This window comes from Sodalis glossinidius str. 'morsitans', assembly GCF_000010085.1.
GTDB classification, from domain to species: Bacteria; Pseudomonadota; Gammaproteobacteria; order Enterobacterales; family Enterobacteriaceae; genus Sodalis; species Sodalis glossinidius.
Window position 1 is genome coordinate 2,585,383 of sequence record NC_007712.1, and the last position, 13,920, is coordinate 2,599,302.

14 protein-coding genes and 6 pseudogenes are annotated in these 13,920 nt (G+C 57.5%); 5 read left to right on the forward strand and 15 right to left on the reverse strand.

The genetic code is table 11. From position 1 onward, the window contains the following. Positions 1-113: 113 nt before the first annotated feature. From SGP1_RS36495 to hemB, 10 genes and pseudogenes are all read right to left on the reverse strand, one after another. Positions 114-383, reverse strand: coding sequence for a spore coat protein U domain-containing protein (locus SGP1_RS36495; protein WP_050747657.1), 270 nt, complete (start codon positions 381-383; stop codon positions 114-116). Positions 384-434: 51 nt separating this feature from the next. Beyond that, positions 435-614, reverse strand: coding sequence for a hypothetical protein (locus SGP1_RS36500; protein ID WP_341538060.1), 180 nt, complete (start codon positions 612-614; stop codon positions 435-437). Positions 615-627: 13 nt separating this feature from the next. Then, positions 628-1,017: a hypothetical protein gene (locus SGP1_RS36505; RefSeq protein ID WP_050747658.1), complete on the reverse strand. Its 390-nt coding sequence runs from the start codon at positions 1,015-1,017 to the stop codon at positions 628-630. Continuing rightward, complete coding sequence (locus SGP1_RS27615) at positions 1,010-1,450, reverse strand: hypothetical protein (protein ID WP_148203508.1); 441 nt, start codon at positions 1,448-1,450, stop codon at positions 1,010-1,012. Before SGP1_RS27615 ends, SGP1_RS36505 begins: the two co-directional genes overlap by 8 nt. Beyond that, positions 1,440-1,628 (reverse strand): hypothetical protein, encoded by a 189-nt coding sequence (locus SGP1_RS27620; RefSeq protein ID WP_050747660.1) that lies wholly within the window; start codon positions 1,626-1,628, stop codon positions 1,440-1,442. Before SGP1_RS27620 ends, SGP1_RS27615 begins: the two co-directional genes overlap by 11 nt. Next, entirely contained in the window at positions 1,625-2,944 is a 1,320-nt protein-coding gene (locus SGP1_RS27625) for a fimbria/pilus outer membrane usher protein (RefSeq protein WP_158302395.1), read from the reverse strand. The genes SGP1_RS27620 and SGP1_RS27625 overlap by 4 nt, the downstream gene beginning before the upstream one ends. Before the next feature lie 259 nt (positions 2,945-3,203). After that, entirely contained in the window at positions 3,204-3,458 is a 255-nt protein-coding gene (locus tag SGP1_RS13645) for a hypothetical protein (RefSeq protein WP_050747663.1), read from the reverse strand. A gap of 119 nt (positions 3,459-3,577) precedes the next feature. Then, entirely contained in the window at positions 3,578-4,060 is a 483-nt protein-coding gene (locus tag SGP1_RS13650) for a Csu type fimbrial protein (protein ID WP_050747664.1), read from the reverse strand. Between the two features lie 69 nt (positions 4,061-4,129). Beyond that, positions 4,130-4,703 (reverse strand): annotated as a pseudogene (locus SGP1_RS13655) (Csu type fimbrial protein). Between the two features lie 280 nt (positions 4,704-4,983). Then, on the reverse strand, positions 4,984-5,958 hold the full coding sequence (gene hemB, locus SGP1_RS13660; protein WP_011411349.1) for a porphobilinogen synthase: 975 nt from the start codon (positions 5,956-5,958) through the stop codon (positions 4,984-4,986). A gap of 554 nt (positions 5,959-6,512) precedes the next feature. Here hemB and SGP1_RS35705 point away from each other — a divergent pair. From SGP1_RS35705 to SGP1_RS27640, 5 genes and pseudogenes are all read left to right on the forward strand, one after another. Beyond that, positions 6,513-7,298: pseudogene (locus tag SGP1_RS35705) on the forward strand (ABC transporter ATP-binding protein). 97 nt (positions 7,299-7,395) lie between these two features. Beyond that, complete coding sequence (locus SGP1_RS33645) at positions 7,396-7,575, forward strand: hypothetical protein (RefSeq protein WP_243466018.1); 180 nt, start codon at positions 7,396-7,398, stop codon at positions 7,573-7,575. A gap of 82 nt (positions 7,576-7,657) precedes the next feature. Then, positions 7,658-7,780, forward strand: coding sequence for a hypothetical protein (locus SGP1_RS35180; RefSeq protein ID WP_279379386.1), 123 nt, complete (start codon positions 7,658-7,660; stop codon positions 7,778-7,780). A 273-nt stretch (positions 7,781-8,053) separates the two neighbouring features. Then, on the forward strand, positions 8,054-8,236 hold the full coding sequence (locus SGP1_RS36510; RefSeq protein ID WP_050747666.1) for an EAL domain-containing protein: 183 nt from the start codon (positions 8,054-8,056) through the stop codon (positions 8,234-8,236). A 120-nt stretch (positions 8,237-8,356) separates the two neighbouring features. Continuing rightward, on the forward strand, positions 8,357-9,031 hold the full coding sequence (locus SGP1_RS27640) for an EAL domain-containing protein (RefSeq protein WP_158302396.1): 675 nt from the start codon (positions 8,357-8,359) through the stop codon (positions 9,029-9,031). Here the strand turns inward: SGP1_RS27640 and SGP1_RS13685 are convergent. The 5 genes and pseudogenes from SGP1_RS13685 to SGP1_RS31210 all read right to left on the reverse strand — a co-directional run. Next, positions 8,923-9,605: pseudogene (locus SGP1_RS13685) on the reverse strand (EAL domain-containing protein). The gene SGP1_RS27640 and the pseudogene SGP1_RS13685 overlap by 109 nt on opposite strands. Then, positions 9,563-10,207 (reverse strand): diguanylate cyclase, encoded by a 645-nt coding sequence (locus tag SGP1_RS13690; RefSeq protein WP_011411352.1) that lies wholly within the window; start codon positions 10,205-10,207, stop codon positions 9,563-9,565. Before SGP1_RS13690 ends, SGP1_RS13685 begins: the two are co-directional and overlap by 43 nt. A 29-nt stretch (positions 10,208-10,236) precedes the next feature. Then, a pseudogene (locus tag SGP1_RS13695) lies at positions 10,237-11,448 on the reverse strand (IS4 family transposase). Between the two features lie 293 nt (positions 11,449-11,741). Further along, a pseudogene (gene gatZ, locus SGP1_RS33650) lies at positions 11,742-13,008 on the reverse strand (tagatose-bisphosphate aldolase subunit GatZ). A 24-nt stretch (positions 13,009-13,032) separates the two neighbouring features. Further along, positions 13,033-13,917, reverse strand: a pseudogene (locus tag SGP1_RS31210) (sugar kinase); the annotation flags it as partial. Between the last annotated feature and the right edge of the window lie 3 nt (positions 13,918-13,920).

Sequence of the window (13,920 nt, forward strand, 5' to 3'; positions counted from 1 at the left end):
CGCCGGCCAATCGGGTTCCTGGGCCATCAACTGTCTGATTTAGCGTTATAAAGATAAATTTTTCAAGTTCTGTAAAGCCGTCGTTCCCGGGTGTTACCTCCCCACCGCTCTGGTTAAAAAGCCAGGTCGATCATCACGCTATCGGTGTAAATTCCCGTCGGCGGTGTCGTTTGTGTTTTGACGATTTTTGCCACGTAGTTGAACATCAGCGTCAACCCATCGCTGGTCACGCTGACGGCGGCGGTGCTGGCCACGCGCTCTGCGCCGCTGCTGCCCCAGCGCGTGTTGCCGTTGGCCTGGTAGATTTCATAACTCAGCCGTTGGCTGCCATTGGCCATGTTGCGCACATTGCCTACCACATGAGCGCCGTTGCTAAAGCCCACCGTGTAGCTGCTACCTTTGGTACAGGTGACGCTGATGCCCTGGTGACATAGTTAAAACTGGCGACCAGCGGCGCGCTGCCGAAATTGAGGTTCGGCGCGGTAATGGCGATGCAATCGTTGGTGACGACAAGCGTTACGCTCATCGGCACCACTACCGGCCGGCCTGCATGCCGGCAGGCAAACACGTCCCCCGACGCCGATACTGGTGCAGATATTATATTGCGTCAGCACGTTCAATATCCCGCTAGATGCCCACCAGATTGATCAACTCCTGCGATCCGTAGGTAACGCCGCTGCCGCCCACGCTTAGTTCGGTTACGCAATTCGCCGAGGTACAAAGCTGTACCGGCACACCGTCGCAGCTGTTTTGCAGCACCGCTCGTCCCCCGGCGACCTGGCTGGCACCGGTCAATTGCAAGCGGATGTAGTTGGACGAGAGCAGCGAGGCGATACTGCCGGCGCCACAGTTAACGTGCACCTCGCCGGTCATGGTGCTGGCCTGATTGTTAAGCACAAACGATGTCATGCTGCCGAGATTGGCGCTGCTGGCGGGCAACGAGCAGGCAGCGTTCGCCGCGCCCCCCCCCATCATCAACGGCAAAAGTAGCCAGAATCGCAGGTCGGGTTTAGTCATGGGGCGCTCCTGATGCAGGTTCATTCAGCGGGCAGCGCACGGGCCCGTAGGTTTTCAACGCATACACCACGCCGCCGGGCAGCGTCAGCCGCGCCTGACAGCACCATCCATCCGGCGTTTGCACCGTGATGAGGTTTTCGTCGCTAAGATTATCCAGCCACGCCTGGCCATCCCAGCTGACAACCTCCGTCGGCTGGCCCTGACAGTAGTGCAGAATAACCAAGGCGGCGCGAAGCTTCTGCACGCCAAAATTAACGTTATAGCCACTCTGTCGGCGAATGGTCAAACACTGTTCTACCCGGGAGGCGGTGATTTCCGGCGGTAAATCGAGAGTGTTGATTGCATATTTAGCCGGATAATAAGCGCTAACGCCCGGCACCAGCAGATAGCCTTGGGCGTTGGTGACCCCCGCCGGCTGATTTTCATAACTCACTTCCACATTGGTAACCGGTTTTCACCAGCGCGAAGCTATTATTTAACTGATTTGCGGCGAACCATTGCCCATCCATCAGCACCAGAGCACCGCTGAGATCGTTCCAGACGGTGTTTTCTTCACCGTAGCCGTAAATACCACCATCAATTTCCATCAGCGGATTGCGCCAGCCGATCATCCCCTGCCGGTAATCCGCGGCGCGCCGTTGACGGGCGTAGGCGAGATCCCAACTGATACCGCCATCGGACGGCATGGCGCTGGACAGGGTGAGCCTCTGCGCCATGCCGCCGCAGGGGATCGCTCCCCCCCAACGCTTGCATTGGACAGCGCGCCAAACAGAACGATAAGAGCCAGCGCCCCGCTCCATCCCGCCTGTAGCGGCGCATAGCTGCCGGAGACAAACAGGCTGGCGTCACCCCATAATGATTTACTCCACGACAGATTCCACAGTTTCGTCCGCTCACCCTGGTCGCTGCGAATGGCAACATAGGCCACGCCCAGGCTGCCGTAGCGCGCCAGCGACAACGTGGCGTTGTATTGTTCACTGCGGCGGCTGAGACTCCAGCGCGTATCGCGAAGCAAAGCGTTATCGCCGTTATCATAAATCGCCAGATTGCCAAACCGGGCGCTACGTAGGATATGCTGCGTACCGATGCTAAACATGCGATTGTTATAGCGATAGCCGAAGCCGTATTGATCCCCCTGCTCCCCCTGCCACAGACTATGGCTCCAGGAGTGATTCACCACCACCAGCACGCCGGCGGAAAAAGAAAAATCCGCCAGTCCCGTTTCCAGCATAGTGCTGGAAACGTAAAACGGCAGTGTGGTCACCACCTGCCGCCCGAGCGCGTCGGTGGTGACGATTACCGCATCGCCGGCGCCGTTGACGAACGGCAGATTATTCAGCGACCAAGGTCCGGGTTGTATCGACTCGCTGTTGGTTTTAAAACCGTTAACGAACATATCGACGGTGGTCGGCACCACCGCCGACCCGCTAAATGACGGCAACGGGTAAGTGACCAGGTACGGCTGCAAGGCAAAATCCCGGGCGATCTGCACGCCGCCGACCCTGAAGCTACTGCTCCAGGAGACCGACCCGGTGATCAGATCCCCCACGGTCCAGCTCAAGGCGTCATCTTCATTTTCATTGGACCAGGCGGTGTCGTAACGGATATAGCCATTGCGGGTGCTGCTGGCGCCGCTCAGGCTGCTCTGTACGACGCCATCATGGCTGATATAGCCAAAGTCGCCAAACACGCGCCATTCATTCCAGGCGGACGTGCGCAGCGCACCGTTGTAAAAACGGGTGGTATAGAGATCGTAATTCAGCACCGTGCTGGTGCTGGCGGTATAGCGCGGTTCAAGGTGTTTGTGGGAAAACGCCTGCGCCGGCAGCCAGCCCGGCGGTACACTAAGCTGCAACTGTTGTCGTTGTGTGTCCAAGTGCGCCTGCACGTCCGGGATGGCCGAGACATCGACCCAGTCGGCAGTCAACTTCTCCGCCGGCAAACCGGCCTGGCGCAGATCCTGGGCGCGCAGCAGATAATGCCCATGCGAAAAAGTGACCGGGACGATGAGTCCGTTGTCCGCCTGATTGACAATAAGTCCTAAAGGGTATTGCTGACGCCGACTGGCCTCGGCCGCGCTGGGGGCGGCGGCAGAACGTCCAGGGGCAGCGTGTCGGCGCCCGCGGCGCCGATGCCCGACGGCAGGATCAATAGCGGGAACAGGCTGGACCGGCAGCCGCGCATCTTCACTGCGCTTGCTGCGCGCCGCTACGCCAGAGGCGATCGCGGTTGTCCAGCTGGAATTCCAACTGCTGGCCGCGGGCCAGGGTTCCCTTCAGCGGCCAACGATAGCTCGCGTGGGACAGGACATAGCCGAAGAGCCCGTCGCTTAAACGATGATGGTCAAATTGCGCCTGGCTGAGCCGCGCATGCACAGGTCCGCGGTTGGTGACCTCCAAAAACGCCTTGCCGCCCTCCTCGATCACCCGCCAGCTTAACAACGGTTCGCCGGCGTCTCAGGCGCGGCCCGCTCACCGTAAACGAACAGCAGCAATGAGAACCGCATTTCCCGCCCTCGCCGTCGGTCACTCATCACCGCCGTGCCGGCGCGCGGCGCCTTTTACCATGTCAACGTCACCGTCACCGTCAGGGTATCGGTATAGGTCCCCGACAGTGACATGCCCGACAATTGCAGCGCGCCGTAAACCGGCAGTACAATATGATTGGCATCGCTGTAGGAGAGCGACACGTCCTGCCCCACCGGTATGGCGTTGGCGGGGGTAAGACCGGCATCGGTATATAGCCGGTAGCCGATAAGCTGAGTGCCGCCGACACGCTGTAAGTTACGCTGGCTCGTATAATGGCTGCCGCCATCGATACGCATGCTTAGCGTGGTGCCCGGCGAACAGGCCAGCGAAAACGCCGTATTCTGTACCATGCTCGCGGTAAAAAGCTGTCTGTCGCTGCCAGCCTGGCTGCCGAAATCCAGTTTGCCTATGCTAGGACCGCCGTTAATCAGACAACCGGCAACCACCGTCGCCGCGACCTGAAAGCTCTGGTTGGGCAACGCCGCTATCTTGAGCGTCGTCATGCTAGCCAGCATCAGCCACAAGCTCCATCAGTCCACCGACGTCCTGTTAATGCGCTTTTGCCCCATGCCCTGACGCAAAATTTAATAGGTGGCCTGCACATTGATCACATCCGCATAGGTGCCGGCAGGAATGCTGGTGCTATTGCCTCCCCCGGTGATACGGCCATAAATCGGATAAATTTAGCCGTTAACCGGATTCGATGTCGATGCGGCGGTCAGGTTGGTGCCGTTGGCGATAGCGGAGGTAAAGCCGGCCGTTGTACAGGGTATAGGCCACCGCCTGCGTCGGATCGGTCATCAACGTCATGTAATGCGCGTTGGCGGTCACGGTACCATACGGGGTGTTGGACGGGGCGGGATTGCTGCTGCCGGTTATCTGCACAATATAGGATACGGCGCCATCCGAGCAGCGCACGCGGATACCGTCGCCGATGGCGCCGCTCATGGTCGCCTCAAGGGTGTCGAACGTCGCGGCATGGGTGCCGAAATCCAGATTGCCGAAATTGGCGTTAGTGGTGGCTGGGTCACCGTTAATTAAACAACCGTTGGTCAGGGTAAGCGTCGCGTTTATCGTACCGGTGGCTTCGGCGGCACGCGCCGAATAACAGCAGAAAACGCCCGCCAAACAGCCGACAGCCAAAAGCGTCTTACTCATAATCATCCTCGAACATGATGAAGTGAACGATACTTTTCGCCTGGTAAAAACAAAGAATACGCCGAATGGATTGTTACGCGCCGGGGGGAGTAACCGATTTGACTCGTAATTATCGGTGCGTCGTTGCCGCCGATACAGCTTTATTTAAGCAGAGTTTGTCCATTGAGCAAGACATGGAACGCTTTTTCTCTCTCTCGCTACCGCCAAACCCCATACCGCAGGCGAAGGCAAGCCAGACGGCGCGGCACCGTAAAACGTTACCGCGCCGGACACTGACGGATTAAAAACCCTGTTCGGCAATATCCAGGGTGAAATAGCTGAGAATAATATCCGCCCCGGCACGCTTGATTGCGCCCAGGGTTTCGCGCACGATTTGGCGTTCGTCAATGGCGCCGGCGGCAGCGGCAAATTTGATCATCGCGTATTCGCCGCTTACTTGATACGCCGCCAGCGGCAAATGGGCCGCCTCGCGGATATCGCGGATGGTGTCCAAAAAAGCGCCGGCCGGCTTTACCATCAGTGCATCGGCCCCCTCCTGCTCATCCAACAGCGACTCCCGTATCGCTTCGCGGCGGTTCATCGGGTTCATTTGATAGGTTTTGCGGTTACCCTTCAGGGCAGTGCCCCCGGCTTCGCGAAACGGACCATAAAAGGCCGAGGCAAACTTGGTGGAATACGCCATCACGGCGGTGTCGGTGAAGCCGGCGCCGTCCAGCGCGGCGCGTATCGCCTGCACCTGCCCGTCCATCGCCGCCGACGGGGCAATAAAATCCGCACCGGCGCGCGCTGCCGCTACCGCCTGACGCCCCAAATTCACAAGTGTGGCGTCATTGTCGACCCCGTTATCGTGCACCACGCCGCAATGACCGTGGGTGGTATATTCGCAAAAGCAGGTGTCGGACATGACAATCATTTCCGGCGCCGTGTCTTTACAAATGCGCGCCATGCGCGCGACCAAGCCATTCTCCTGCCAGGTATCGCTACCTGTATCGTCCAGGTGATGGGAAATGCCGAAGGTCATGACAGATTGAATGCCGGCTTTGGCATAGCGCTCGATTTCAAAAGCCAGGCGTGCTTCCGGTATCCTGACCACGCCCGGCATGACGGACACCGGCACATAGTCGCTGACCTCCTCCTCGACGAATATCGGCAGTACCAGATCGCTTAGCCGTACCTCGGTTTCCTGGAACAGAGCGCGCAAAGCAGGGGTACGGCGCAAACGGCGTGGACGTGAAACGGGATAAACACTGGACATTTTTTCTCCTGCGGGTAATGAGGCTACGATTGCGGCGAGATGACCGGACAGGGGAAATGCGCGTGACATTTGGCTCGGCCAGGACAAAACAGGGCAATCACACCAAAGGTGACTTTGGCATTGGGCGAAACGATTACTGATTATACCGCGCGGACAACCGGCGCGGCATCCCTCATTGTGCGGCGCTCGTGCGGGGTCAACCTCCGGCAACGCGCCAAGTTCTGTTATAATGGGAAATAATGTGACAAATAAGGCGCAAAATTAACGCCAAATACCGCCATGAAAGGCCGTATAAAATGGAACTCTATGCGCCATTATAAGTCAACATAGCGCAAGTGCAATCGCCGCCACGGGCAGCGTATTACGCCCTGAGCCGCCTCTGCCCCCGGGCATGGGAACGACCGGCGAACTGTGCCGTTAACAAAAATGACGTTATGCTGCATGTTTACCGCCACCGAGTTAATCTGTTGTCCGGGTCGCGGCGGCAACCACTGCGCCAACCTGTATCTAGCGCCGGGCTGTTATTGCCGGCGCTTCACTGAAAGAGGCTGTTGATGTCCGCTGTGAAATTAGCCTTACGCCAGATCAGCCGCCGTTTCGGCGCGCTCACCGCTCTTGCACCAACGGACCTGGAAGTGCAGCAAGGGGAATTTATTTGCCTCGTCGACCCCTCCAGCTGCGGTAAAAGTACGCTGTTTAATGTCATTTCGGGCGTATTGGCCCCCGACAGCGGCCAGGTCCTGATAGACGGTCATGACGTGACCGGCAGCAGCGGTCACGTAGGCTATATGCTGCAAAAGGATCTGCTGCTCCCCTGGAAGACGGTCATCGACAACATTGTGCTGGGTGCCACGGTCAACGGCGGCGCCAGTCTGGCATAGCGCGCGCAGGGTGTCGCTCTGGCCAGGCGTTACGGCCTGGGGGAGTTTATCAACCACTACCCCGCCGCGCTGTCCGTCGGCATGCTCCAGCGGGTGGCGTTGATGCGTACTCTGGCGATGGAGCACGATATCATGCTGCTCGATGAACCGTTCGGCGCGCTGGATGTACAAACCCGCCTCGCCATGCAGCAGTGGTTATTGCAGGTATGGTCAGAGCAGCGCCGTACGGTGGTGTTTATTACCCATGACATCGACGAAGCCATCATGCTGGCGGATCGGGTAGTAGTCATGACGCCGCGACCGGGCCGTATTGGCGCCCAATTGCCGGTGCCCTTGCCGCGACCGTGTTCCGTCGTCACGCTGACCAACCCGCGCTTTATCGCGCTGAAGGGTCAAATCCTCTCCATGATTTATCACGACGCGACCACGGAGTCTGCAACGCATGAAAAACCTGCCTAAGGGAGTAATTGCGGTAGACGGGCCGCTCCTCGCCCTGCTGCTGGTTGTCGCTATCTGGGGCACAGCGGTCCGTTTGTGGGACATCCCGCCCTAGTTTGTGGGACATTCCGCCCTATGTTCTCCCCTCGCCGGCGCTGACCTGGGCGCACATTCTGGCGGACTTGGCTCCGTCGACAAAGATAGTCTGAATCTGGTGCGCGCCATGGGCGGCAGCCGGCTCGGCGTTTTTCGCCATGTCAAACTGCCGGCCACTTATACGCCGCTGTTCTCGGCCTGAAGCTGTCAGCCACCTTCAGCGTTTTACAGGTGCGGTTATCGGTGAGTGGACAGCCTCTACCAGCGGCGGACTGGGAGCCTATTTGCTCCAGGCCAACTCGCGGTTGAACACCGCCGGGACTTTCGCCGCTATTGCCTTTCTGGCGCTGCTGGGGGTAGTGAGCTTCCTGATGGTGCTGGCGTTGGAGTACCTGGTGACCCCCTAGCGCCACAGCGCGCAGGCGCGGCCTTGGTCGCGCCGCTTCCAGCGCGATGAGCGACAGAGCCACCGGCGTGGCAACGCGCCGGTTCGCCATGGTGGCCAAAGGCTCAGGCGAACAAAACTGGCTTAAACGGTTAGCCTCTTCTAGCCTAAGGGGTGTGACACTACTACGACCGGCGCCCGCTTTGGCGCGACAGGAAACATTGACTGTTGAATAATCGCCCTGTACGCCGCCAAGGCCCGCGACCGCGACGGCTTCCAGTGGTTCGAGCAATCATTGGACGAGTCGTTACGTGCCCGTGAGGCGGTCGTGCGCGATCTCCGTGCCGCGCTACGCCTGCAAGACGCGTTGTCGCTGCATTTTCTGCCGCAGGTGGATATTACCGGGGTACAGGTAGTCGGGTTCGAGGCGCAATTACGCTGGCAGCACCCGCAGTATCGCTATTTATCATCATCGTAGTTGTTGCTGATCGCCGAGGAGAGCGGGTTAGGCATTGCCCTGGGAGAATGGATGCTGACCCAATCCTGACGCATCGCCCAGCAGTGGCCGGAACGATTTATCGCGGAGAGCATCACACCGGTGCATTTTTATAGCCCGGATTTCGTGGAACGCGTCGCGGCGATTCTTCAATCGCAGCAATGCGACCCGTCGCGCATCGAACTTGGCGTTAACGAAAGCGTATTATTTAATCAAGACACTTACTCCCTCGGCATTCTGCAATCGCTGCGGGCTAACGGGTTTAAAATTACCGTAGAGAATTTTGGCGTCCGCTACGCCAGTATTCGGCATCTCAATCAATTTCCGGTGGATAAAATCAAAATCGACCCCTCGTTTATTCAACATATGGGCCAGGACGACAATGCCGCGACCATCGTCGAATCGGTCATTCGTCTGGGCCACGCCATGGGCGTGTCGGTCACCGCCCGCGGCGTGGACAGCGAAGAAAAACGTGCCGCGCTGGCGCAGGTCGGCTGCAATGAGCTCAGGGTCCCTTATTCTCCAAAGCCTTATCGGAAGAGCGTGTGGCGACGCTTTTGGCCACCGCGGCCCGCGCATCGTCGCCCGACGGCGTCGACCGTTGACACAGAAAGACGCGGGTGCTTAGAGCGGTGCCGCCGTGTCTGTCTCCCTCCGCCACGGCTGCCCTACCGTTGCCATAAACTGACCAAACGCCGCCAGCGGCAGCGGGCGGGAGATATAAAACCCTGTGCGCCGTCAAATCCCAGCGCGGCCACTTCATCAAAGGTTGCCTGATCTTCGACGCCTTCAGCGATCACCTGATAGTGCAGATCATGCAGCATCTTGATGAGATAGGTTAATATCATCCGGTTACGCGCATCGACCATTATATTGCTTATCAGCGAGCGATCTTGATAACGTCCGCCGGCATGGTAATCAAATAGCCAAGATTACTGTAACCGGCGCCGAAATCGTCAATGGCGATACGGTACCCTTCGCGTTTAAGCGCGTCAAGGTGGATCAATGCCCGTTCGTTGTGCAAAATTTCCTGCGTTTCCAGGCATTCCAGCTCCAGTTGCGCCGCCGCCTGCGGGTAAGTTTTTTTCAGTTCACGCATCAGCCGCAGGAAACGTTCGCTGCAAAGATCCTGCACAGAGACGTTGACCGACACCGCCAGCGGCAGGCCCTGCTCGCGCCAAAGCGCCATATGTTTTAGCGCCTCAGCGCTCTCAATCATGCCTGTACGCAGATTCAGTTTCAGTTGATAATAAATGGCAAATCCTGCGGCCGACGAGATGCGCTTGGTCAAGTCCTGCACAATGGTCGTCAGCCGCTGTTGCGACAGGTCGTTGTCGGGCTGATAGCGCATGACGCCCTGCTCACGGCGTCATGTAGCGCGCTCATGCACTCGCGCAATATTTGCTGCGACTGGCGGCGGATCGCCGTATCGAAGCTGGTTAAACCCATGTTCAGCTCCTTGCGCAAACGGCGGATGTTGTTCAGAAGATCGGCGGTGTCCGCCTCGTCATAAAGAATGGCAAACCGGCCGAACGCCACGCTGTAGAGATGATAACGCGATCTCAGAGCCTCCCGCATGCGCGGCGCCACCGCCAGAATGCGCGCCTCTACCGCCGCGCTCCCGAACGCTTTCGCTGTATCATAAAGACGGACGACGTCGGTGGTTTCCACCAGCGCCAGCCCATAGCGCGGCTCGCGCTCATCCAGCTCCGCCAGTTCATCATACAGCCGCTGCCGGTTGGGTAACAGGGTCACGGGATCGATAAGCCCCAGCCGGTGAGTTTCCTGCATGAACACGGTGACCATGGCGCCGAGGGCTTCCAGCCGATCCCGCTCATGACGGCTCAAAGTGCACGGCTGATAATCGATGATGCACAGGATACCGATGGCGATATTATTTTTGGTGACAAGCGGGGTGCCCGCATAAAACCGGATGAAGGGAAAGCCCAGCACCAGCGCTGAGGGATCCCCATAAATCAGCGCTAATAAACCAACACCATATTTCGGTAGGTTTTGGCGAGGCGATTAAGAACGGTGCTTAGCACAGTTCACTTTAAAATTAGCGGGGAGTGTCGCAAGACATTTTCCGCTAACGTCAGATACGAGATAACACGCCGTGATTTAATGCTGCTGGCCTGATACCTAAATTGTAACACTTTGTTTTCAATATGATAACCAATAATCCAAAGAACTGTTGTGCTCAGCATCGCCAGCAGGCTCAACACCAGTATGCGCCCGGCTTAACGACTGTAACTGGCACGCAAGCCGAACCCGAAGCGCTCACTTTTCTCATCCCGGAAGTTCTGCTCTATCTGCATACGGCGGCTGTATAACTTCATAAGTTCACGTTGTTTGAAGTCATCTGTGCTACTGAAGATAAGTCATGGCTCTTTTGCCGCCCTGCAGGCATCTCGTACCTGTGATTTACGATAGATACTGCATCGGGAATGCTTATTTTTACGTCCGCAAGATGGCTTCTTGTGAAGATAAAAATGACCATCGCAACGAGCATATTCTGTGCATCCCAGAGTTCCAGCCCCAAGATATACCGGCCTCGCACTGGCTTTGATTGCCGGATGCCTTTCTGCCTTGATATCACTCACGTGGTACCAGCACTCGCCTGTTTTTTGCAGCCTGAATTTTACCGTACCTCTTATGCGGCCAATAAAGTCCCACCCGAGAGATTTGATATGTCTGAACCAGGAGTTCTGAAAGCCTGCGTCGGTAACAATGATGACTCTGGCCTGCTGGTTCACGGCCTCGGCAAGAGCATTGAGGAAGGCCTTTTGTAGCTGAGAGTTCTGTTGTTTTTCTGACGGGACTATCCAGCTTAACAAGGGGATTGAGCGCCCGTCGCACAGGAGACTGGCTCGAAGAACGTGATATTCCTGAGACGGGTAGCCGTTCCAGTCAACGGCAATAACACACAGAGACAACTGACTCGTCAGCATTGAGATAATACTTTTAAAAATCAGAGGAATATCCTGATGTAGTGATTTATTACCCAGCAGGCGATCAACGCGTTTTATTTTATTTTTGACCTGAACCGCACCGGGCAGATAACGACCGATGCTGGTCAGCGTCAGTGATGCGCCACTGATGAGTGCGATGGTTGCATCCAGCAAGGCATTTTGTCGGTATTTGTGAAAGGGTGCTAATACATCATGCTCGCTGCGTGCCAGCGCATCGATCATCTTGCGCCGTTCACTCTCGCTCTCCTTCCCGCCCAAATGATCCAGCATCCCGCCTCCCGAGAAAGATAATGACGTTTTGGCGCTGCATGTTTCATGCCCAACATACTTATTATATCTCGTAAGCGGTAATGCGCGTAATGTCACCGTCAACGCCCCGATCCGGCAGGCGGGCGCGATTAAGGTTATGACTGCTACCTGTTCTTGCGGTAATGTCGGGTACCCCACGGACGGGCGCGGTTAAGCCCTGAGGTCGATCTTCCCCCCTGTGCGTAAGCAAGCGCCGGTGTTACCTCTTAGAGTGACAGCGCGTGCGCTTCCGGCTCTGCGACCATCTGCGGACGGCAGCAATAGGCGTAATCCCGCAGCACATCCTGGATTTTGTCCATGATAAGACTGTGCTGATCCGCACGGCATTTCCCCGCCACCACCCGCCGGTATTGCAGCGGGAAATATTGACTTAACATGCCAAGTGGCAGACGGCAGGAACTCAGTTGACCTATCAACTAGCGCAGCGCCTCTGCAATGCGATCGGACAGGCTGTAGTGTAAATCCACCATCGCCTGGGAGTGGCGCGGATGGTAATACTGCTCCCAATACTTCGGCTCATCGAGCATGACGCTATCAATAACCGCCAGAATATGGCTTTGTCGTTCCACCGGCACCAACACTTTTTCCATCAGCGCCAAACTGAAAATCGCCTCACGCAGAGCAAACGTCATCGCCGGTCCGACTTTCAGGATGGCAAAATGGTCCTGCACCAGCTGGGCGAACGCCTGCGGGGTTTGATAATCGGTGGAGTGGGCTTCAAACACCCAAGGGGTGGTAGCAATAAAACGCGACAGCGCCTGGGCGGCGGCCGGGCGATAATGAATAATATTGCTGTGATCGAATTCCACCCCCGGCTGAACCACCAGGGCGATGATGCGATCAATCGCCTGCGCCTGCCCCAGCCGGCGGAAGGCCATTTCGTGCAGATGCAACGTTTCTGCAACGGAGGCGGGCGTCGTGACATGCACCCTGCCGATAGTGTCCGCCTCGCCGCCGGGGACCGGCACTTCCGTACCGATGACATAACACAGCGCCTGCCGCTGGGCGTCGCTGGCGCTGGCCTCGGCCGCAGCACAAAGCTTTGCCGCCCGCAGCGGTACCGGATCGTCCAGGCAAGGCATCGAGGTGAATTTTACAAAACCCCGCCCGCACATAGTCGGCAACCAGATGCGCCACTTTCGCCATCGCGACCTCTGCCGGTTCATCGCGCCAGCAATTGGGGCCAAAATGATCCCTGCCCAGGATCAGACGGGAGAGAGGGAAACCGACCCGGGCGGCAATGGTCTGGACAAAATCTCGAAAGCCCGCTGGCGTCATGCCGGTATAACCGCCGAACTGATTGACCTGATTGGACGTCGCTTCAATCAAGACGTGGCAGTCGCTGTGCAGATCAAAACGCAGCGCCGCCTCTACCACTAGCGGATGGGCGGAACAGACGGAACAAATGCCCAGGTGTTCACCCTGTTTGTGTCGAGCAATAAGAGTTTCATTGACGTTCCTGAATGCTGTGATTATCGGAAACCGGCGTCGCCGCTGCAAAAACGCCTCGATTTGCGTAAGATTGGAGGTGCCCTCCATTGGGGCCTTGACGGGTGACCACCAGTGCGCCGCAGACGTTGGCGTAAGACAGCGCCTGGCTGAAGCTGAAACCGCGCTGGCGACAGGCGATGAATGCACCGCCAAAACAGTCGCCGGCGCCGGTAGGATCCTCTTCAATAACCGAGTAGCCGGGCACGTGGAGCGTTTGTTCGGCGCTGTAATAGCTGGCGCCCTCGCGGCCTCGCTTCACGACCACTTCCCAGATGCCGTTTTGTAAAAACCAGTCTATGGCCCCCTGCGCGTCGTTGGCCGGCGACAGCAGCACGACTTCGCTGGCGCTGGGAAGGTAACAATCGGTCAACTCCAGCATGAAATGCAGAGCATCGTGCATTTCGGGTATGGCCAGCATTTCCTTGCGGATATTGGGGTCGAATGAGAGCGTGCCATCGGCGGCTTTCACTTGCTCAGCCGCTTTTTTCACCGCATCCACCATCTGGAAGGAAAACAGCGAAGAGCCCATGATATGCAGGTGACAGCATTCCGCCGGCAGCGTTTCCACCACCTGCTGGGGCGAAATGCGGCCGCAGGAGGAATGCTTGATATTGAAAATGAAATCCCGTTCGCCGCCGGATTGATAAGCGACAAAAGCGCTACCGGTGCTTTCCTGAGCCAGCATACGAATGCCGCGGGTGTCGACGCCGTCACGCGCCAGCCTGTCGACATTCAGCCGGCCGAAACCGTCATCGCCGACACAGCTGATAATGCCGCCGGTGCGCTGCTGGGATAGGGACCGTGCCAAACGACGGGATGGGTAAACCCCTGACCGATGTTCGCCGCCATCATTTCCACAAGTACTTCACCAATGGTATAGATACTGTTCATCAC